Consider the following 18711-nt stretch of genomic DNA (forward strand, 5'->3'; position numbering starts at 1 on the left):
AATCCAATATGTTGCGCCGCTTTTGGCTGTTCTTTGCTCAGGCTGTCACCGTTGTGCTGGCAGTGTGGTTCGTCGTGGCCACGCTCAAACCCGAATGGCTGCAGCGCGGCCGGGTGGCCGTGCAATCCGGTTCGCCCATCGTAGCGCTGAAGGAAGTCGTCCCCAATGTGGCCGGCTCCTCCGCGCCGGGCTCGTACAGCGAGGCGGCCCAGCAGGCGATGCCGGCGGTGGTCAACATCTTCACCAGCAAGAACGGCCATAGGCAAACGCCCAATCCGCAGGCAGAAGACCCCTGGTTCCGCTTCTTCTTTGGCGATCGCCTGCCGGAGCGCCAGGAGCCGGTATCCAGCCTTGGCTCGGGCGTCATCGTCAGCGCGGAAGGCTACATTCTAACCAACCACCACGTGGTGGACGGCGCCGATGAAATCGAGGTTGCGCTGACCGATGGCCGCAAGGCCAACGCCAAGGTCGTGGGCTCGGACCCGGAAACCGACCTGGCCGTGCTCAAGATCACGCTCAAGGACCTGCCGGCGATCACGCTGGGGCGCATCGAGAACGTCAAGGTAGGCGACGTGGTGCTGGCCATCGGCAACCCCTTCGGCGTCGGCCAGACCGTCACCATGGGCATTGTCTCGGCACTCGGCCGCAGCCACCTGGGCATCAACACCTTCGAGAACTTCATCCAGACCGACGCGGCGATCAATCCGGGCAACTCCGGCGGCGCGCTGGTCGACGCACAGGGCAACCTGCTGGGCGTCAACACGGCCATCTATTCGCGCTCCGGCGGCTCGCTGGGCATCGGCTTCGCCATTCCAGTGTCGACGGCCAAGCAAGTGATGGAATCCATCATCTCGACCGGCTCCGTGACCCGTGGCTGGATCGGCGTGGAGCCGCAGGACATGACCCCCGAGATCGCCGAGTCGTTCGGCCTCGAAGCCAAGGAAGGGGCGCTGATCGCGGCCGTGGTCCAGGGCGGCCCGGCGGACAAGGCCGGCGTGAAGCCGGGCGACGTGCTGGTCTCGGTGGATGGACAGAGCATTTCCGACACCACTGCCCTGCTCAACGCCATCGCCCAGCTCAAGCCGGGCGCGGAGGCCAAGATGAAGGTAGTGCGCCGTGGCAAGCCAGCGGAACTGACGGTGATGATCGGCAAGCGGCCACCGCCGCCACGCCGGGCCCTGCCGCTGGATGAGGAAGAGTAAGCTGGCCGAACAAGCATTCGGATCCAGCCTTACCCTCTCGGACAAGCCGCCCGACCTGACCCCGCCCTTCGTGGCGGGGTTTTTGTTTTTGGCTGGGTGCGCACCGATATCGAGCCGGGCGAGCGTACCCGCTGCTGCGCTGAAAGCCGAGAGGGGACAGCTGCCTGTCACCGCCACTGCAGGGAGGCCGGGGGCTGAAGCGTGCTCGTGAAAGGTCCAGCCGCCGCGAATCGGAAAGGCCGGCAGCCCAGGTAGTCCTGAATGCGCCGGGGTCTTCGGGCGTTGGGACGAGGGATGTTAAACAGGCCCGCTGCGGCCGCACTTGGCTTAGGCGAAATCGACGGCATTGCGCCATGACTCGCCGGTGCCGAAAGGCCGCTACACGGTCGGGCGGCAGCCCGGGAGCCCGGGAGCCCGCGTTGCGCACCATCGCCGATACCGCGCGCACAAGACAAAACGCCGGCATCCTTGCGGATGCCGGCGTTTTGACTTCAAGCCAATCTAGAGCGAGCTTACGCCCGCGCTAAATTAGAACTTGTGGCGAACACCAACCACGCCGCCAAGCTGGTTGCCACCAGTTTGGACGGTCGGACCAGACGTAATTTGGTCGTTGAAGTTGTTCACGCTCAGTGCCGAATTGCCACCCTTGTTGAGGATGTACGTAGCCGAGGCGTACAGGTCGGTACGCTTCGACAGGGCGTAGTCGGCGGTCGTGACGAACTGCCACGGGTTAGCCTTGGCGTTACGCAGGTTCTGGTAGTAAGCGGCGCCCGACAGCGACAGCGCCGGGGTCAGCTGATAGCCCAGACCAACCCAACCCAGGTTCGAGGAGGTGTTCTGCGCGCCGGAAGCACCCGGCAGGCTCGCGTTGTTGTAAGCGTGAGCGTAGCGGTAGCCAGCGTAGACCTTGGCCGGGCCGAAAGCGTAGGTACCAGCGATGGTAGCGCGACGGATCAGCTGATTGTCGGTGAGGACGCCTGCCGACGATTTGTTCGACTGGTCATAAGCAGCACCAACCGAGAACGGGCCTGCAGCGTAGCTCGCCAGGAAGCCGTATTCGCGGCCGTTGGTGAAGTTACCCGCAGCTTCTTGGTTGTTGTTGTTGAAGCTGTAGAAGGCCGAAGCGGTCAGACCACCGAAAGTGCCGGTGTACTTAACGGCATTGTCGGCGCGGCTAGCGAATTCCGGAGCCTGCGCGGTGATGCTGTAGCGGGTCGAAATGGCCATCGGATCATAGATCAGGCCGAAATCATAGAACGTGGTCTGCTGGCGGCCCAGGGTCAGCGTGCCGTACTGGTTCTGCAGGCCGACGTAAGCGTTACGACCGAACAGACGGCCGCCTTGAGCCGAAGTGCCATTGTCAACGTTGAAGCCGCTTTCCAGGACGAAAATGCCCTTCAGGCCGCCGCCCAGGTCTTCCACGCCACGCAGGCCCCAACGCGAACCGGACTGGTTGCCCGACTGCAAGGCAAACAGGTTGTGGTTGCCGGTGGTAGTTGCGTTCTTGTTGGTGTATTCAATACCAGCGTCAACAACGCCGTACAGGGTCACGCTCGATTGGGCATACGCACCACCAGCGGCCAGGGCAGCTACAGCGGCTGCAAACAGTTTCATCTTCATATCGACACTTTCCTTGTCAACTGATTGGGAAATCTTGGCTTGCCCAAGTGCTTGGGCGACGCATTTACCTTCACGTCTGCTGCGTATTATGGGTCAGCCCCCCGGCCGCTAGAAGGCTTTTTCGTCGTAAACCATCGTTACGGATGCATTTTGTTGTGATGTCGCAACAGCATAGACGGTCGTTTTCACCGTTTTGGTGCAAAAGTTGCGGTGCCAAGCCTTGTACTCGCCATTCGGCCCGGCCGTCAATCCGGCTGGGCTTCGCTGGCTGCAGCGTCCACGGCGGCCGGCTTTGCGGTGAATCGGGCCATGATCAGCCCCAGCTCATAAAGCGCCACCAAGGGCACTGCCAGCAACAGCTGGGACAGCACATCCGGCGGCGTCACCACGGCGGCAATCACGAAGGCGCCGACGATCACGTAGGGGCGAATCTGCTTGAGCTTGTCGAGTTCGACCACGCCGAAGCGCACCAGCACGATCACGACCACCGGCACCTCGAAGGTAATGCCGAAGGCCAGGAACATGGTCATGGCGAAGCTGAGGTATTTGTCGATGTCGGTCGACATCTCGGCCCCCAGCGGGGCGTTGTAGTGCGCCATGAAATGGAACACGGTGGGAAACACGAGGAAATAGGCAAACGCCACGCCGCAGATAAACAGGATATAGGTGCTGCTCACCAGCGGCACGATCAACCGCTTCTCATGCTGGTACAAGCCGGGCGCAACGAACTGCCATATCTGGTAGAGCACCCAGGGCAGCGCTATCAGGAAGGCCACCAGCAGCGTCACCTTCATCGGCACGAAGAAGGAACCGGTGACATCGGTGACGATCATCCTGCCGCCCTTGGGCAGCGACTCCATCAACGGCCTGGCAAACAGGTTGTAGATGTTTGGCGCCCAGTACACCAGGCTGACGAACACCAGGATCACGCCCGACGCAGCCTTGACGATACGCGAGCGCAACTCCACCAGGTGGGAGATGAAGGTTTCCTGCTGACCATCGTCTTGCGGGTCTTGGGGATCTTGGGAACGGGAGTCGCTCATGGCGTGGACCGCTCAGCCGGGGTGGCTGGCATCGAGGAATCAGTGGCGATACAACGGCACGGCGCGCAAGTCGGAACGCACGACAGCGATGGCCGGCCGGGTACCGGCGTGTGGACAAGCCCCTTCATGCTCACTCGAAGAAAGAGCGGGCGGGACCGGTGGCGGGACGGTGGCGCTTGACGCGCGCGGCGCCGGATTGCGCCCACACGCGTACATTGTGCTGGCGCTTGTACCACAGGGGCTGCGCGCCTTGCTTGACGCGCCAGCTCTTGCGGCCGTTGTGGGCCTTGTGCGCCGTGTCCCAGGATGGCACGTAGCCGCTGGCCGGGCTTGCCCCTCCTGCGTGCTGGAATCGGTGCCGGTCAGCGCATCGTTCAAGGCCTGGCCGTGCTCGTGCACTTCCTTGTGGATGGTGCGCTCGACATCACGCGCGGCATCCTCGAACTCCGTGCGCATCTTGCGCAGTTCGTCGAGTTCGACCTCGCGGCTGACTTCTGCCTTCACATCGTTGATATAGCGCTGCGCGCGGCCGACCAGTGCGCCGACCGTGCGCGCCACCTTCGGCAGCCGCTCGGGACCGATCACCACCAGCGCCACCGCGCCGATCAGTGCAAGCTTGGAAATGCCGAGATCGATCATGCGAGGTTCGAAAGGATGAGGCCGCAACAACGGCCGCCCCGGCCAGCGCGCAGATCGTCACGCTGGCGAGCGTGGCAAAGCGAACGTGGCCGGCAAGGCATTGCTGCCAGGAGGAAGGGCATCAGGCGTGCTGACAAGAGTGGGGTCGCGCTTACTGCTGGCGCGACTTTTCCTTGGCTTCGACGTCGATGGTGGTGCTGTCGCGCAGTTCCTTGGCGGGCGCGTCCGGGGCGTCAGCGGGATTGCCGTTGGCATCCTTCATGCCGTCCTTGAAGCCCTTCACGGCGCCACCAAGGTCCTGGCCGATGTTGCGCAGCTTCTTGGTGCCAAAGACCAGCATAACGATCACCAGCACGATGAGCCAGTGCCAAATGCTAAACGAACCCATTTTCTGCTCCTGATGAAGCCTGGGGCGGCGCCTTGCCATCCCGGCTTGTTGTTCCGTCACTGAAGGCCATGCCGGGCGACGGTTGCCGGCACGGCATCTGACCGAAGGCCACATGGCCCGCGGTCCTGCATGGGTTGGCTGCCAGGCTGGCTTGAGGCCAGTCTTTAAGGCAGCGGCACCTTCCACTGGTTGCGCGGGCCGCCGAGCACATGCAGATGGAGGTGGTACACCTCCTGTCCGCCATCCGGTCCGGTATTGATGACCGTCCGGAAACCATTGCCACAGCCTGCCGCGCGCGCCAACTCCGGCACTTTCAACATCATTTTAGCAAGCACAGCGCTTTCGCCGGGTCCGCAATCGGCCAGCGAATCGACATGCACCTTGGGAATGAGCAGGAAGTGTACCGGCGCTTTCGGGTGGATATCGTGGAAAGCCAGCATTTCGTCGTCTTCATACACCTTGCGCGACGGTAGCTGGCCGGCCACGATCCGGCAGAAGAGGCAATTGTGCGGTGAATTCATGAAAATTTCATTGCGCGCAGCAAATCAGGCTGCGATTTCGCCGTGGACCTGCCAGAAACCCGTCGGGATCCCGTCAGAAGCGTCAGAAACGCTGATCCGGGTACATCGGCTTGCTGTCGTTCAGGTAGAGCCAGCCCTTGACGATACGATACAACATCCACAGGGACAGCACGCCCCATACCGCGAAGGCCAACGGTATCAGGATCACCGTGGCAAACAGCACGCCCCCAGGATGGCCCACGCCACCGACCACCAGAAGGACCGGATCTGCCAGGCAAAGTGGGAACCGTAGAGGGTGCCCTGCGTGTCGTCGCGCTTGACGTACCCCACCACGATGGCGATCAGCGCGGTGATGCCGCCAGTCAGCCAGAAAATGGCGTACAGGGCATAAAGAATGTGCGTCAGCTTGCGCAGGCTGGCGAGCCGGTCATTGTCAGCGGTGATCACATCCCCCATCGTCGTTGCTCCTCAAAGCGGCTCGAATCTGCTGGTAGCTGCGGGTTGCCCGGCCGGCCGGCGCGGGCATTCAGCTGCCGTCGGCCTTGCGCTGGGCTTTTTCCTCGAGGCCGGACAGGCCTTCGCGGCGGGCCAGTTCGTTGACCACGTCGGCCGGCTTCAGGCCGAAGCGGGCGAGCAGCACCATGCTGTGGAACCAGAGATCGGCCACCTCGTACACCACCTTGCCAACCGCCTCAGGGCCCAGGCCGGCGGCGCGGGCGTCCTTGGCGGCCATCACGGTCTCGGTGGCTTCCTCGCCGATCTTCTTCAGGATAGCGTCGTCGCCCTTGTGGAACAGGCGTGCCACGTACGACTTGTCCGGATCGCCGCCGTTCTCCGGCTTGCGCGACTCCAGCACGGCGGCCAGGCGGGCCAGCACGTCCGCGCTGCTCAAGTGTTGCTCGCTCATGGCTTGGCCGCGTAAATGGTGGACGGATCCTTGAGCACGGGCTCGACGGTTTGCCAGTCGCCGTTGTCGGCGTCGCCTTCGAACTTCTGAAAGAAGCAGGAGTGGCGCCCGGTGTGGCAGGCGATGCCGTCGTTCTGGGTGACCTTGAGCAGGACTACGTCTTCGTCGCAATCCAGGCGCATTTCGTGCACCTTCTGCACGTGACCGGATTCCTCGCCCTTGTGCCACAGGCGCTTGCGCGAGCGCGACCAGAACACGGCCTCGCCGATCTCCGCGGTACGCTGGAGCGCTTCGCGGTTCATGAACGCAAACATCAGCACGTCGTTCGAGCCGACTTCCTGGACGATCACCGGCACCAGGCCGTTGTCGTCCCACTTAACCTTGTTGAGCCACTTCTTTGCCATGTCGGTTCGCCGTGTTCAGATTCGCACCGGAATGCCCTCTCGGGCCATGAATGCCTTTGCTTCGCCAACGGTGTGCTCGCCGTAGTGGAAGATGCTGGCGGCCAGCACCGCGTCGGCGTGCCCCAGCTTGATGCCGTCGGCCAGGTCCTTCAGGCCGCCCACGCCGCCCGAGGCGATCACCGGCACCGACACCGCGTCGCTCACAGCCCGCGTGAGCTCGAGGTCGAAGCCGCTCTTGGTGCCGTCGCGGTCCATGCTGGTGAGCAGCAGTTCGCCGGCGCCGCGCGCGGCCATCTCGCGTGCCCATTCCACGGCGTCCAGGCCCGTGGCCTTGCGCCCGCCGTGGGTGAAGACTTCCCAGCGCGCCGGCTCGCCGGGCGCGGAGCTGCGCTTGGCGTCGATCGCGACCACGATGCACTGCGAGCCGTAGCGCGCGGTGGCGTCCGACACCAGCTGCGGGTTGGCAATGGCCGAGGAATTGACGCTGATCTTGTCCGCGCCAGCATTGAGCAGGCGCCGCACGTCTTCCACGGCGCGCACGCCGCCGCCCACCGTCAGCGGGATGAAGACCTGGGAGGCAACCGCCTCGATGATGTGCAGGATCAGGTCGCGGCCGTCGCTGGTCGCGGTGATGTCAAGAAAAGTGATTTCATCAGCACCCTGCTCGTCGTAACGGCGGGCGATCTCGACCGGGTCGCCCGCGTCGCGCAATTCGACGAAGTTGACACCCTTGACCACCCGCCCGTTGGTCACGTCGAGGCAGGGGATGATACGTTTGGCTAGCATGGGATTCCTTGCCCGCCACGGCGCTGCGCGCATGCATAGCGCCGGTGGCTGCAATTGTCGCGCGCGAGGCGCGTTGTCTTACTGCTCGGCGCCGAGCTTGTCGGCAAGCGCCTGGGCTTCAGCGAAATTGAGGTCGCCCGAATAGATCGCGCGGCCGCAGATGACGCCTTCGACACCATCCTTTTGCACGCGGCACAGGCGTTCGATATCGGCCAGGTCGGACAGCCCGCCGCTGGCGATCACCGGAATCGTCGCCGACTGCGCCAGCTTGACGGTGGCATCGATATTGATGCCCTGCAGCATGCCGTCGCGGCCGATGTCGGTGTAGATGATGGCTTCCACGCCGTAGTCCTCGTACTTGCGCGCGAGGTCCGCGACTTCGTGGCCGGTCAGCTTGCTCCAGCCGTCGGTGGCGACCTTGCCTTCGCGGGCGTCCAGGCCAACGATGATATGGCCGCCGAACGCCGTGCAGGCATCCTTGAGGAACCCCGGATTCTTGACCGCGGCAGTGCCGATGATCACGTACGACAGGCCGCCGTCGAGCCAGCGCTCGATAGTATTCAGGTCGCGGATGCCGCCGCCGAGCTGGATCGGGATCTCATCGCCCACCTCGGCGATGATGGCCTTGATGACAGCTTCATTGCGGGGCTTGCCCACGAACGCACCATTGAGGTCGACCAGGTGCAGGCGCCGTGCGCCCTGCTCCACCCAGTGACGTGCCATGGCGGCGGGATCTTCGGAAAAGACGGTGGCCTGGTCCATGTCGCCTTGTTTAAGGCGTACACATTGACCGTCCTTCAGGTCGATGGCCGGAATGAGCAACATAAGTGTGACGAGCGTGATTGAGTGAAAGAGAAAATTGAGCTAGCCACCGTGGCCGGCCAACTCGGTCCCGAAAAAGCTGCTATCGAGGTTCAGGGATTCCAGTGCACAAAGTTCCGGTACAGCTGCAAGCCCATGGCGGCGCTCTTTTCCGGGTGGAACTGCGTGGCAAAAATATTATCGCGCGCCACCGCGCTCGTAAATACGACACCGTAGTCGGTTTCGCCGGCGATATGCGCCGGATCCTGCGCATGCACGTAGTAACTATGCACGAAATAGAACCAGCTTTCATCAGGAATGCCAGCCCACAGCGGATGGGAGCGCGCTTGCCGCACCCGGTTCCAGCCCATCTGCGGCACCTTGTAGCGCGAGCCGTCCGGCTGGGTCATGCCCTCCAGCTCGAAGCGGATCACCTCGCCGGGCAACAGCCCCAGGCAAGGCGTGCTGCCGTCCTGCGCCCTACTTTCCTTGCTGAAGTCGAACAGCATCTGTTCGCCAACGCACACTCCCAGCATCGGCTTGCTGGCAGCGGCCTCGATCACCGCCTGCTGCAAGCCCGACGCGCCCAGCGCGCCCATGCAGTCGGGCATTGCTCCCTGGCCGGGGAGCACCACGCGGTCCGCCGCGCGGATCGCCTCGGGCTGGTCCACCACCTGCACGTCGGCCTCAGGCGCCGCGGCACGCAGGGCCTGCGCCACCGAGCGCAGGTTGCCCATGCCGTAATCCACAATTGCTATGGTAGTCATGATTTCAAAACAGGCAACAATGTCTTAAGCCCGTCCACAATGAATTCCACGGCCAGCGCCGACAGGATCAGTCCCATCAGGCGCGTGCCGATATTGATGCCAGTGCGGCCGATCACGCGCGCGATCGGGTCCGCGGCGCGGAACACTATATATACCACTGCACCCAGCGCGATCCCAATTCCGACCAGAATCAGCAACTGGTACCAGTGCTGGGTCTTGCCGGCATAGACGATCACCGTGCTGATCGAGCCGGGCCCGGTCAGCAAGGGCAGCGCCAGCGGCACCACCGCGATGCTGGCCTTGGCTTCCGCCTCGTCCTCTTCCTCGGGCGTCGCCTTGGTGCGACCGGTCTGGGCATTCAGCATGTTCATCGCCATCATGATCATGATGAGGCCGCCGCCCACCTGCAGCGAGGCCACCGAGATGTTGAAGAACTCAATGATCTGCTGGCCCAGCAAGGCGGAGATGCCCACTACCGTCGCCACCGAGATCGCCGCGATCTTGATGGTATGCCGCTTTTCTTCCTCGGTCTGCTGGGTAGTCAGGCTGATGAAGAACGGGATGGCCCCGATCGGGTTGATCAGCGCCAGCAGCGAGATGAACGACTTAAGCGTATCCATCGGGTTGGGCTAATGTCGCGCTAATGCCGCGTCGGTGCCGCATCGGCACCACGTTGATCGGAAGTTTGCCGCCGGCGGCGCAGAACGCGCCGCCATGCGAGGCTGGTGGACGCCGTTCAGGCTCAGCCGACGAGGGTGCCCTTGGTCGACGGAATCGTGTTGCCTGCGCGCGGATCCATTTCCACCGCCATGCGCAGCGCACGGCCGAAGGCCTTGAACACGGTTTCGCATTGATGATGGGCATTGATGCCGCGCAGGTTGTCGATATGCAGCGTTACCGCGGCATGGTTGACGAAGCCGCGGAAGAACTCGATGGTCAGGTCCACGTCGAAGCTGCCCACCCGCGCGCGGGTGAACGGCACGTGGAACTCCAGGCCGGGACGGCCGGAGAAGTCGATCACCACGCGCGACAGGCATTCGTCCAGCGGCACATAGCTGTGGCCGTAGCGGGTGATGCCCTTCTTGTCGCCGATCGCCTTGGCAACGGCCTGACCAAGCGCGATGCCGACGTCTTCCACCGTGTGGTGGTCATCGATATGGGTGTCGCCGCTGGCTTCAACCTCGAGGTCGAACATGCCATGGCGGGCGATCTGGTCCAGCATGTGGTCGAGGAACGGCACGCCGGACGCCAGTTTCTGGCGGCCGGTGCCATCGAGATTCAGCGAAACGCGAATTTGCGTTTCCGAAGTATTGCGGGTGACCTCTGCAACACGCATGGTGTTAATCCTGCAACGCCGCCTGGAAGGCAGCGAGAAATTGCGCGTTCTCTTCGGGAGTGCTGACCGTGACGCGCAGACAGTTGGCCAGCAATGGGTGCATTTTACCCACGTTCTTGATCAAAACCTTGCGCGCGAGCACCCCGTCGAACACCCGGGCGGAATCGGCGACGCGCACCAGCAGGAAATTGGCGGCGCTCGGGTACACCGTCACGCCCGGCAAGGCAGCCAGGGCGCTGGCCACGGTGGCGCGCTCGGCGCGCAGTTGCGCGGCCTGCTGGTCCAGCACATCGACGTGCTCCAGCACGAACAGCGCGGTGGCCTCCGTCAGCACATTGACGTTGTACGGCGGGCGCACCTTGTCGAGCTGCGAGAGCCATTCCGGCGCGCCGGCCAGGTAACCCAGCCGGATGCCGGCCAGGCCCAGCTTGGACACCGTACGCATCACCAGCAGGTTGCCGAACTCGGCCAGGCGCGGCATCCAGGTGTCCTGGGCGAATGGCTGGTAGGCCTCGTCGACCACCACCAGGCTCTGGCAAACCTCGCCCTGGGCGGCACGCACGATGGCTTCCATGTCATCCGCATCGAACAGGTTGCCGGTGGGATTGTTGGGGTAGGCCAGGTAGATGATGGCCGGCTGGTGCTCGGCCATGGCCGCGAGCATGGCGGCCCGGTCGAGCGTGAAATCCGCCCTGAGCGGCACGCCGACGAATTCCAGCCCGGCAAACTGGGCGGACATGGCGTACATGACGAAGCCCGGCACCGGTGCCAGCACCTTGGCGCCCGGCTTGGCGGCGGCCAGCGACAACATGCTGATGATCTCGTCCGAGCCGTTGCCCAGCAGCACGTCCATGCCCGCGGGCACGTCCATGACCGTTTTCAGGCGCGCGCGCAGCACTTCGCTGCTAGGCACCGGGTAGCGGTTCAACGCCACCTCGGCCAGCCGCGCGGCCAGCTTTGCGCGCAGCGCGTCGGGCAGCTGGTAGGGGTTTTCCATCGCGTCCAGCTTCACCAGACCGTGCGAATCCGGCACATGGTAGGCGCCCATGGCGCGTACGTCGTCACGGATGATGCGTTCGATCAGGGAAGGCTGCACTACGGACATTGGATTACCTCTTGGGTCGGTGGTCGGTGCGGATTGCGGGTATCTGGCCGGCTCCTGGACAAGCCCGGGAGCCGGCCGCTTTGCCTAAAGTGCGCTTCAGTTGCGCCTCAGGCGGTATTCGGCACTCCGGGCGTGGGCCTGCAAGCCCTCGCCGTAGGCCAGCTCGGCGGCGATCTGGCCGAGCATCTGGGCGCCCTGCTCGCTCACTTCGATCAGGCTGGAGCGCTTCTGGAAGTCGTACACACCCAGCGGCGACGAGAAACGCGCGGTGCGCGAGGTCGGCAGCACATGGTTGGGCCCGGCACAGTAGTCGCCCAGCGACTCGCTGGTGTAGCGGCCCAGGAAGATGGCGCCGGCGTGGCGGATCTTCTCGGCCCAGTGGCGCGGGTTCTCGGCGGAAATCTCCAGGTGCTCCGGCGCGATCGCGTTGGCGATTTCGCAGGCCTCGTCCATGTCGCGTACCCGGATCAGCGCGCCGCGCCCGGACAGCGAGGCACGGATGACATCGCGGCGCGGCATGGAATCAAGCTGGCGGTGGATGCTTTCCTCCACCTGGGCCAGGTAGTTCGAGTCCGGGCACAGCAGGATGGATTGCGCGAGCTCATCGTGCTCGGCCTGCGAGAACAGGTCCATCGCCACCCAGTCCGGATCGGTAGTGCCGTCGCAGATCACCAGGATCTCGGACGGGCCGGCGATCATGTCGATGCCGACGGTGCCGAACACGCGGCGCTTGGCCGCCGCCACGTAGGCGTTGCCCGGGCCGACGATCTTGTCGACCTGGGGCAGCGAGCCCGTGCCGTAGGCCAGCGCGCCAATCGCCTGCGCGCCGCCGATGGTGAACACGCGGTCCACGCCGGCGATCTGCGCGGCGGCCAGCACCAGCTCGTTGCGCACGCCGCCCGGCGTGGGCACGACCATGATGACTTCCTTGACGCCGGCCACGCGCGCGGGGATGGCGTTCATCAGCACGGACGACGGGTACGCCGCCTTGCCGCCCGGCACATAGATGCCGACGCGGTCCAGCGGGGTCACCTTCTGTCCCAGCACGGTGCCGTCGGATTCGGTGTATTCCCAGCTGTGGCTGCCGCACTCGATCTTCTGCTTCTCGTGGTAGGCGCGCACGCGCGCCGCCGCAGTCTCCAGCGCCGCGCGGCGCTTGGGCTCGAGCTCGTCGAGCGCCGCTTCGAGCTTGGCCGGCGAGATCTCCAGCGCGGCCATCGAGGCGGCTTCGACGCGGTCAAAGCGTTGCGTGTATTCCAGCACCGCGGCGTCGCCGCGTGCCTTCACATCGGCAAGGATCTGCGCCACGGCGCGATCGATGGCGTCGTCTTCACCGGCTTCAAACGCCAGCACCTTGCGCAACTCGGCGGCAAAGCCCTGCTCGGTTGAATCCAGCCGGCGGATTTCGAGGTTTTCCATAGAATTTTCGTTCATGACTCCATTCCCCAGGCTCTCTCCTGCGCGGCGTCAAGCCAGCGCGGCGGAGGCCCGTTCAAACGCGTCGAGAATCGGGGCAAGCCGCTCACGCTTGAGTTTGAGGGCAGCCTGGTTGACCACCAGGCGCGACGATATCTGCACGATCTCTTCCACTTCGACCAGGTTGTTGGCGCGCAGGGTCCCACCGGTGCTGACCAGGTCGACAATGGCGTCGGCCAGTCCCACCAGCGGCCCGAGTTCCATCGAGCCATACAGCTTGATCAGGTCCACGTGCACGCCCTTCTTGGCGAAGTGCTCGCGCGCGGTCTGCACATACTTGGTGGCCACGGCCAGCCGCGCGCCCTGGCGCACCGCGCTGGCGTAGTCGAAACCGGCCGAGGTCGCCACCGACATGCGGCATTTGGCGATATTCAGATCGATCGGCGCGTACAGCCCGGCCATGCCGTGTTCCATCAGCACGTCCTTGCCCGCCACGCCGAAGTCGGCCGCGCCGTATTGCACGTAGGTCGGCACGTCGGAGGCCCGCACGATGATGACGCGCACGTCCGGATCGGAGGTGGGCAGGATCAGCTTGCGCGAGGTTTCCGGATCCTCGGTGACATGGATGCCGGCCGCCTCGAGCAGCGGCATGGTTTCGGTGAAGATCCGGCCCTTGGAGAGGGCCAGCGTCAACTGGGTCGGGGAGGGGCTCATCTGCGTCCTTTTATCTTTTCGTGCGCTCAGGCGATGCGGCGGATCTTGGCGCCCACGGCCGACAGCTTGTCTTCCATGCGGTCATAGCCACGGTCGAGGTGATAGATGCGGTCGATCACGGTCTCGCCCTCGGCCACCAGGCCGGCGATCACCAGGCTGGCAGAGGCGCGCAGGTCGGTCGCCATCACCTTGGCGCCCGACAGACGGGGCACGCCGGTGACCACCGCGGCATTGCCTTCCACCGCGATGTCGGCGCCCAGCCGGTTCAGCTCCTGCACGTGCATGAAGCGGTTTTCGAAAATGGTTTCGGTAATGCGGGCCACCCCGCCGGCCACGCTGTTCAGCGCCATGAACTGCGCCTGCATGTCGGTCGGGAAGGCCGGGTATTCTGAGGTGCGAAAGCTCACCGACTGCGGGCGCTGGGCCATCTTCAGGCGGATCCAGTCCTCGCCGGTCTCGATGGCGGCGCCGGTTTCGCGCAGCTTGTCGAGCACCGTGTCCAGGATGTGCGGCGACACGCCGCGCAGCACCACGTCGCCCAGTGTCGCGGCGGCCGCGCACAGGAAGGTGCCGGCCTCGATGCGGTCGGCGATCACGGCGTGGCTGGCGCCATGCAGGCGCTCCACGCCCTGCACCACCAGGCGGTCGGTGCCGATGCCCTCGATGCGGGCGCCCATCTTGACCAGCAGGTTGGCCAGGTCGGTCACCTCAGGCTCGCGCGCGGCGTTCTCGAGCACGGTCTCGCCGTCGGCCAGCGTGGCGGCCATCAGCAGGTTCTCGGTGCCGGTCACGGTGATCATGTCGGTCACCACGCGCGCGCCCTTCAAGCGCTTGGCGCGGGCATGGATAAAGCCGTGCTCGATGCTGATCTCGGCGCCCATGGCCTGCAGGCCCTTGATGTGCTGGTCGACCGGGCGCGCGCCAATGGCGCAGCCGCCGGGCAACGACACACGCGCCTCGCCGAAGCGCGCTACCAGCGGGCCCAGCACCAGGATCGAGGCGCGCATGGTCTTGACCAGTTCGTAGGGGGCCTCTGGCGAGTTGACGTCGGCGCCGTTGAGCGTCACGCGCGCGCCATCCTGCTCGGCCTTCATGCCCATCTGGCGCAGCAGCTTGAGCGTGGTGCCCACGTCCTGCAGCCTGGGAACGTTGTCGAGCGAGATGGTGTCCGCGCTAAGCAGCCCGGCGCACAGGATCGGCAGCGCGGCGTTCTTGGCGCCGGATACGCGGATCTCGCCTCGCAGCGGGCCATTGCCCTGGATCTCGAGTTTGTCCATGTTCTTTCAATTCCGGCCGGCCGCCCGCTGGCGTCCGGCATGGTTCATTACGGTCCGTGGCGGTGCGTCAAGGCGCGCCGCCGCAGCATCTGGTACCCGTGGGCCGCCGCGCGTGGTGCGGGCCCTGTTTGTCATGTCCGGCCTGTCGGGCGGCCAGCTTGTTGGTCCGTATTTTTCCGTGCGGGGCCGGCTGGATCGGGCGCTTACTGCTTGCCCTCGCCCGCCTGCGTCTGCCATTCGGCCGGCGTCAGCGTCTTCATCGACAGCGCATGGATCTCGGCGCGCATGCGGTCGCCCAGCGCGGCGTAGACCTGCTGGTGCCGCTGGATCAGGCGCTTGCCGTCAAACTGGGCGCTGACGATGGTGGCAAAGAAGTGCTGGCCGTCGCCCTCCACTTCCAGGTGTTCGCAGGGCAGCCCTTGGGCGATGTAGTCCCTGACTTGTTGGGGTGTAGGCAGCATGATGGTCTTTTCGCGTTGATTCGCTTGCGTTTCCGGATCTGGATAGACGGGCTCTTGGCTTTCTGCTCTTGCGCTCTTGCGGGCGGCGTTCAGTGGCGCAGCTTGTAGCCGCTCTTGAGCAGCTGCAGCGCGACCGTGGCAAGCACCACGAAAGCCGTACCCACGACTGCGAGGCTGAAGGTCGGCGCCACGTCGGAGACACCGAAGAAGCCATAGCGGAAGCCGTCGATCATGTAGAAGAACGGATTGGCATGCGACACCGCCTGCCAGAAGGGAGGCAGCGAGTGGATCGAATAAAACACGCCGGACAGGAAGGTGGCCGGCATGATCAGGAAGTTCTGGAAGGCCGCGAGCTGGTCGAACTTCTCGGCCCAGATCCCGGCAATCAGCCCCAGCGTGCCAAGGATCGCCGCACCCAGCAAGGCAAACACCAGGATCCACGCGATATTGGCGAAGTGCAGGTTGGCGAACCAGGCCGTCACCAGCAGCACACCCAGGCCCACGGCCAGGCCGCGCACGATGGACGCCACCACGTAGGCGCCGAACATCTCCCAGTGCGACAGCGGCGGCAGCATGATGAACACCAGGTTGCCGGTGATCTTGGATTGGATCAGCGACGACGAACTATTGGCGAAGGCGTTCTGCAGCACGCTCATCATCACCAGGCCCGGCACCAGGAAGGCGGTATAGCTGATCTGGTCGTACACCTTCACCCGGTTCTCCAGCACATGGCCGAAAATCAGCAGGTACAGGATCGCGGTGAGCACTGGCGCGGCCACGGTCTGGAAGCTGACCTTCCAGAAACGCAGCACTTCCTTGTAGAGCAGGGTGCGAAAGCCCACCAGCCCCCCACCGCCATCGGCGCGAGGTGCGTGTTGATGGCCTCTTGCGTGCCGTCGAATTCAGTTGGCATCTTCATGCTGCAGCCTCCACCGCCGTATCCGGCAGCGCACCCGGCATATGACCTTCGCGCCGCATGATCTGCACGAACACGTCCTCCAGGTCTGCCTTGTTGATTTCCATGTCTTCGATCTCGCAGCCGGCCTCGCGGCAAGCGGCCAGGATCGGCTCCACCGCCGGATAGCCCGACAGTCGCAGGCGCACGGCACGCTCGCCCGGATTGGAGGACGGCATGCGCAGCGGCTCGAGCGCGGCCGGCAACGTGCCTCGGGAGAACGTCAGCGCCAGCTGCAACCCGGCGAACTGGCTCAGCAGGTTGCTGGTGCGGTCCAGCGCCACCACCTCGCCGAACTTGAGCATGGCGATGCGGTCGCACAGCGCCTCGGCTTCTTCGAGGTAGTGGGTGGTGAGGATAATGGTGTGGCCTTCGCGATTCAGGCGCGAGATGAACTTCCACAGCGTCTGGCGCAACTCCACGTCGACCCCGGCGGTGGGCTCGTCGAGCACGATGACCGGCGGCCGGTGCACCAGCGCCTGGGCCACCAGCACCCGCCGCTTCATGCCGCCGGAGAGCTGGCGCATATTGGCGTCGGCCTTGTTGGTGAGATCCAGGTTGGCCATGATCTCGTCGATCCAGTCGTCATTGCGGGTCAGGCCAAAATAGCCGGACTGCAGGCGTAGCGTCTCGCGCACCGTGAAGAAGGGATCGAAGACCAGTTCCTGCGGCACCACGCCCAGCATGCGCCGCGCCAGCCGATAATCGGACACCACGTCGTGGCCGAGCACGCTGACGCTGCCGGAATCGGCACGGTTCAGGCCCGCCAGGATGGAGATCAGCGTGGTCTTGCCTGCACCGTTGGGGCCGAGCAGGCCGAAGAATTCGCCCCGCTCGACGGTGAAGCTGACGCCCTTGAGCGCTTGCAGGTTGCGGTAGCGCTTGCGAACGTTTTTGAGTTCGATGGCTTTCATGGCCGGATACTGTTTGGCAGGCGCGTCGGGCTTTTGTGGGCTCGCACGCCGGCCTCCTTGAAATGGCGGGGACCGCCTGGGTGCTTCGACCGTGTCTTCTCCGAGCCTTATATGCCGGAACGGTCGAACAACCCGGAATTATAGGGGATGCGGGAGCAGTCCCGCTTTGAGCGCGAGGCGTGGCGCGAGCCATCGCCCGGGCATCGCGGTAGCAAGCGCAAATCAGCAGCTTGCCACGGATGCCGGTTCAATGTCGGTGGGAAATGGTGTCTTGCGCGCCCCGCGCGCCCTTGGCGCTCGCCTGGGCGCCAAGTTGCAGCAGGGAATCGACGCCGTACAGGGTGGCCAGCTCAGCCAGCTGGGCCGGTACGCCAACGAACGCGAGCGACTGGCGGCGGCTGGCGGCATCGCGCTGCCAGGCCAGCAGCACGGCGACGGCGGCGGAATCGACCTGGGTCAGCTTGCTGCAGTCCACCTGGGCTTCGCCCTGGGCCAGGCGTGCCAGCCCGTCACGCAGCACGGTAGCAGCGTTGCGGTTGGTCAGCGAGGTGTCGAGCGAAAGCATCTGGCAGCGGTCCGGGGATGCGGGTCTGGAAAAAGCACTCCCGCGAGTACGGGAGCGCTCATTGTAGAACACTTCGGCCAGCCATGCTGCGCCGCGGCCTGCCTTGCAGGCAGGCAAGCAGGCTCAGTTCTTGGCGTTGGCGAGCTGGCGGTTGCGGTCCTGCAGTGTCTTGATCACGCCGTCCACGCCCTGCTGGCCCACGATGGTGTTGAAGCTGCCCTTGTAGGCTTCGGTCAACCAGGCGCCCAGCACGTTGATATCATAGACCTTCCAGCCTTGCGGGGTCTTCTCGAGGCGGTAGTCGAGCTGGATCGGCTCGCCCTTGTTGATGACCTGGGTGCGGATGGTGGCGTCGGTATCGTCCGGGCTGCCGCGGTACGGGCGGAACTGCACGGTCTGGTCGCGGATCTGCGCGATGGCGCCCGAATAGGTACGGATCAGCAGGGTCTTGAACTCGTCGGCAATCTGCTTTTGCTGCTCGGGCGTGGCCTTGGACCAGTTGCGGCCCATGGCGATCTGCGTGGTCTTCTGGAAATTCGCGTTGGGCAGGATCTTCTGCTCAACCAGCGCCGAGATCTTGCCGATGTTCCCGGCCTGCATGTCCTTGTCCGCCTTGACCGAAGTCATCACATCGCCGACCACGGCCTTGACCAGCCCGTCGGGCGTGCTGGCATCCTGCGATTGGGCGTGGGCGGCGCCGGCAAAGGCAACCACGGTTAGAAAAGGCAGCAACAGTCGCTTCAGCATATCTTGTCCTTATCAATTCGATAACGCAGGGGCACCGCAGTATGGCAGCCTTGCGCGTCCCGGCCCCAAGGCCGGTAATGGTCATGCGCCCTGTTGGAGTTCGGGCGAGGCCTGCGAGTTCGCGGCGCCGGCGCTTCCGGCGC

At 64.5% G+C, this 18711-nt stretch carries 20 protein-coding genes and 3 pseudogenes; 1 reads left to right on the forward strand and 22 read right to left on the reverse strand.

From position 1 onward, the window contains the following. The first annotated feature begins 8 nt into the window (after positions 1-8). Complete coding sequence (locus tag OMK73_RS25830; RefSeq protein WP_267604530.1) at positions 9-1202, forward strand: Do family serine endopeptidase; 1194 nt, start codon at positions 9-11, stop codon at positions 1200-1202. 528 nt (positions 1203-1730) lie between these two features. Here OMK73_RS25830 and OMK73_RS25835 read toward each other — a convergent pair. The 22 genes and pseudogenes from OMK73_RS25835 to OMK73_RS25940 form a co-directional block, all read right to left on the reverse strand. Further along, positions 1731-2822: a porin gene (locus OMK73_RS25835; RefSeq protein WP_267604531.1), complete on the reverse strand. Its 1092-nt coding sequence runs from the start codon at positions 2820-2822 to the stop codon at positions 1731-1733. 245 nt (positions 2823-3067) lie between these two features. Continuing rightward, positions 3068-3865, reverse strand: coding sequence for a twin-arginine translocase subunit TatC (tatC, locus tag OMK73_RS25840; protein ID WP_267604532.1), 798 nt, complete (start codon positions 3863-3865; stop codon positions 3068-3070). Between the two features lie 130 nt (positions 3866-3995). Beyond that, positions 3996-4504 (reverse strand): annotated as a pseudogene (tatB, locus tag OMK73_RS25845) (Sec-independent protein translocase protein TatB). 151 nt (positions 4505-4655) lie between these two features. Continuing rightward, positions 4656-4892, reverse strand: coding sequence for a Sec-independent protein translocase subunit TatA (tatA, locus tag OMK73_RS25850; protein WP_267604533.1), 237 nt, complete (start codon positions 4890-4892; stop codon positions 4656-4658). 164 nt (positions 4893-5056) lie between these two features. Continuing rightward, on the reverse strand, positions 5057-5413 hold the full coding sequence (locus OMK73_RS25855) for a histidine triad nucleotide-binding protein (RefSeq protein ID WP_267604534.1): 357 nt from the start codon (positions 5411-5413) through the stop codon (positions 5057-5059). A gap of 82 nt (positions 5414-5495) precedes the next feature. Next, a pseudogene (locus OMK73_RS25860) lies at positions 5496-5869 on the reverse strand (DUF4870 family protein). A gap of 70 nt (positions 5870-5939) precedes the next feature. Then, on the reverse strand, positions 5940-6320 hold the full coding sequence (locus OMK73_RS25865) for a phosphoribosyl-ATP diphosphatase (RefSeq protein ID WP_253931149.1): 381 nt from the start codon (positions 6318-6320) through the stop codon (positions 5940-5942). Then, positions 6317-6724, reverse strand: coding sequence for a phosphoribosyl-AMP cyclohydrolase (hisI, locus tag OMK73_RS25870; RefSeq protein WP_006159660.1), 408 nt, complete (start codon positions 6722-6724; stop codon positions 6317-6319). Before hisI ends, OMK73_RS25865 begins: the two co-directional genes overlap by 4 nt. Before the next feature lie 15 nt (positions 6725-6739). Next, positions 6740-7510, reverse strand: coding sequence for an imidazole glycerol phosphate synthase subunit HisF (gene hisF / locus OMK73_RS25875; RefSeq protein ID WP_267604535.1), 771 nt, complete (start codon positions 7508-7510; stop codon positions 6740-6742). A 78-nt stretch (positions 7511-7588) separates the two neighbouring features. Further along, a complete protein-coding gene (gene hisA, locus OMK73_RS25880) occupies positions 7589-8335 on the reverse strand; it encodes a 1-(5-phosphoribosyl)-5-[(5-phosphoribosylamino)methylideneamino]imidazole-4-carboxamide isomerase (protein ID WP_267604536.1) in 747 nt (248 codons plus the stop codon). 89 nt (positions 8336-8424) lie between these two features. Continuing rightward, a complete protein-coding gene (hisH, locus tag OMK73_RS25885) occupies positions 8425-9078 on the reverse strand; it encodes an imidazole glycerol phosphate synthase subunit HisH (RefSeq protein ID WP_267604537.1) in 654 nt (217 codons plus the stop codon). After that, the gene (locus OMK73_RS25890; protein ID WP_267604538.1) at positions 9075-9698 is read right to left on the reverse strand and encodes a YchE family NAAT transporter; all 624 of its coding nucleotides are present in this window, start codon (positions 9696-9698) and stop codon (positions 9075-9077) included. The genes hisH and OMK73_RS25890 overlap by 4 nt, the downstream gene beginning before the upstream one ends. Positions 9699-9820: 122 nt before the next feature. Beyond that, positions 9821-10414 (reverse strand): imidazoleglycerol-phosphate dehydratase HisB, encoded by a 594-nt coding sequence (hisB, locus tag OMK73_RS25895; protein WP_006159655.1) that lies wholly within the window; start codon positions 10412-10414, stop codon positions 9821-9823. A 4-nt stretch (positions 10415-10418) separates the two neighbouring features. Then, entirely contained in the window at positions 10419-11519 is a 1101-nt protein-coding gene (hisC, locus tag OMK73_RS25900; RefSeq protein ID WP_267604539.1) for a histidinol-phosphate transaminase, read from the reverse strand. 96 nt (positions 11520-11615) lie between these two features. Beyond that, the gene (gene hisD / locus OMK73_RS25905; RefSeq protein WP_267604540.1) at positions 11616-12953 is read right to left on the reverse strand and encodes a histidinol dehydrogenase; all 1338 of its coding nucleotides are present in this window, start codon (positions 12951-12953) and stop codon (positions 11616-11618) included. A gap of 33 nt (positions 12954-12986) precedes the next feature. After that, positions 12987-13649 (reverse strand): ATP phosphoribosyltransferase, encoded by a 663-nt coding sequence (hisG, locus tag OMK73_RS25910; protein WP_150985708.1) that lies wholly within the window; start codon positions 13647-13649, stop codon positions 12987-12989. Positions 13650-13675: 26 nt separating this feature from the next. Then, on the reverse strand, positions 13676-14926 hold the full coding sequence (murA, locus tag OMK73_RS25915; RefSeq protein ID WP_267604541.1) for a UDP-N-acetylglucosamine 1-carboxyvinyltransferase: 1251 nt from the start codon (positions 14924-14926) through the stop codon (positions 13676-13678). A 203-nt stretch (positions 14927-15129) separates the two neighbouring features. After that, positions 15130-15387: a BolA family protein gene (locus OMK73_RS25920; RefSeq protein ID WP_267604542.1), complete on the reverse strand. Its 258-nt coding sequence runs from the start codon at positions 15385-15387 to the stop codon at positions 15130-15132. An 89-nt stretch (positions 15388-15476) separates the two neighbouring features. Further along, positions 15477-16246: pseudogene (locus OMK73_RS25925) on the reverse strand (ABC transporter permease). Between the two features lie 56 nt (positions 16247-16302). Beyond that, positions 16303-17256 carry an ABC transporter ATP-binding protein gene (locus OMK73_RS25930; RefSeq protein ID WP_267604544.1) on the reverse strand — a complete coding sequence of 318 codons (954 nt, stop codon included), beginning with the start codon at positions 17254-17256 and terminating at the stop codon, positions 16303-16305. A gap of 247 nt (positions 17257-17503) precedes the next feature. Then, the gene (locus OMK73_RS25935; protein ID WP_267604545.1) at positions 17504-17821 is read right to left on the reverse strand and encodes an STAS domain-containing protein; all 318 of its coding nucleotides are present in this window, start codon (positions 17819-17821) and stop codon (positions 17504-17506) included. 123 nt (positions 17822-17944) lie between these two features. Continuing rightward, positions 17945-18568, reverse strand: a complete 624-nt coding sequence (locus tag OMK73_RS25940) for an MlaC/ttg2D family ABC transporter substrate-binding protein (protein ID WP_267604546.1) — start codon at positions 18566-18568, stop codon at positions 17945-17947. Positions 18569-18711 lie beyond the last annotated feature (143 nt).

This window comes from Cupriavidus sp. D39 (assembly GCF_026627925.1).
Lineage (GTDB): Bacteria > Pseudomonadota > Gammaproteobacteria > Burkholderiales > Burkholderiaceae > Cupriavidus > Cupriavidus ulmosensis.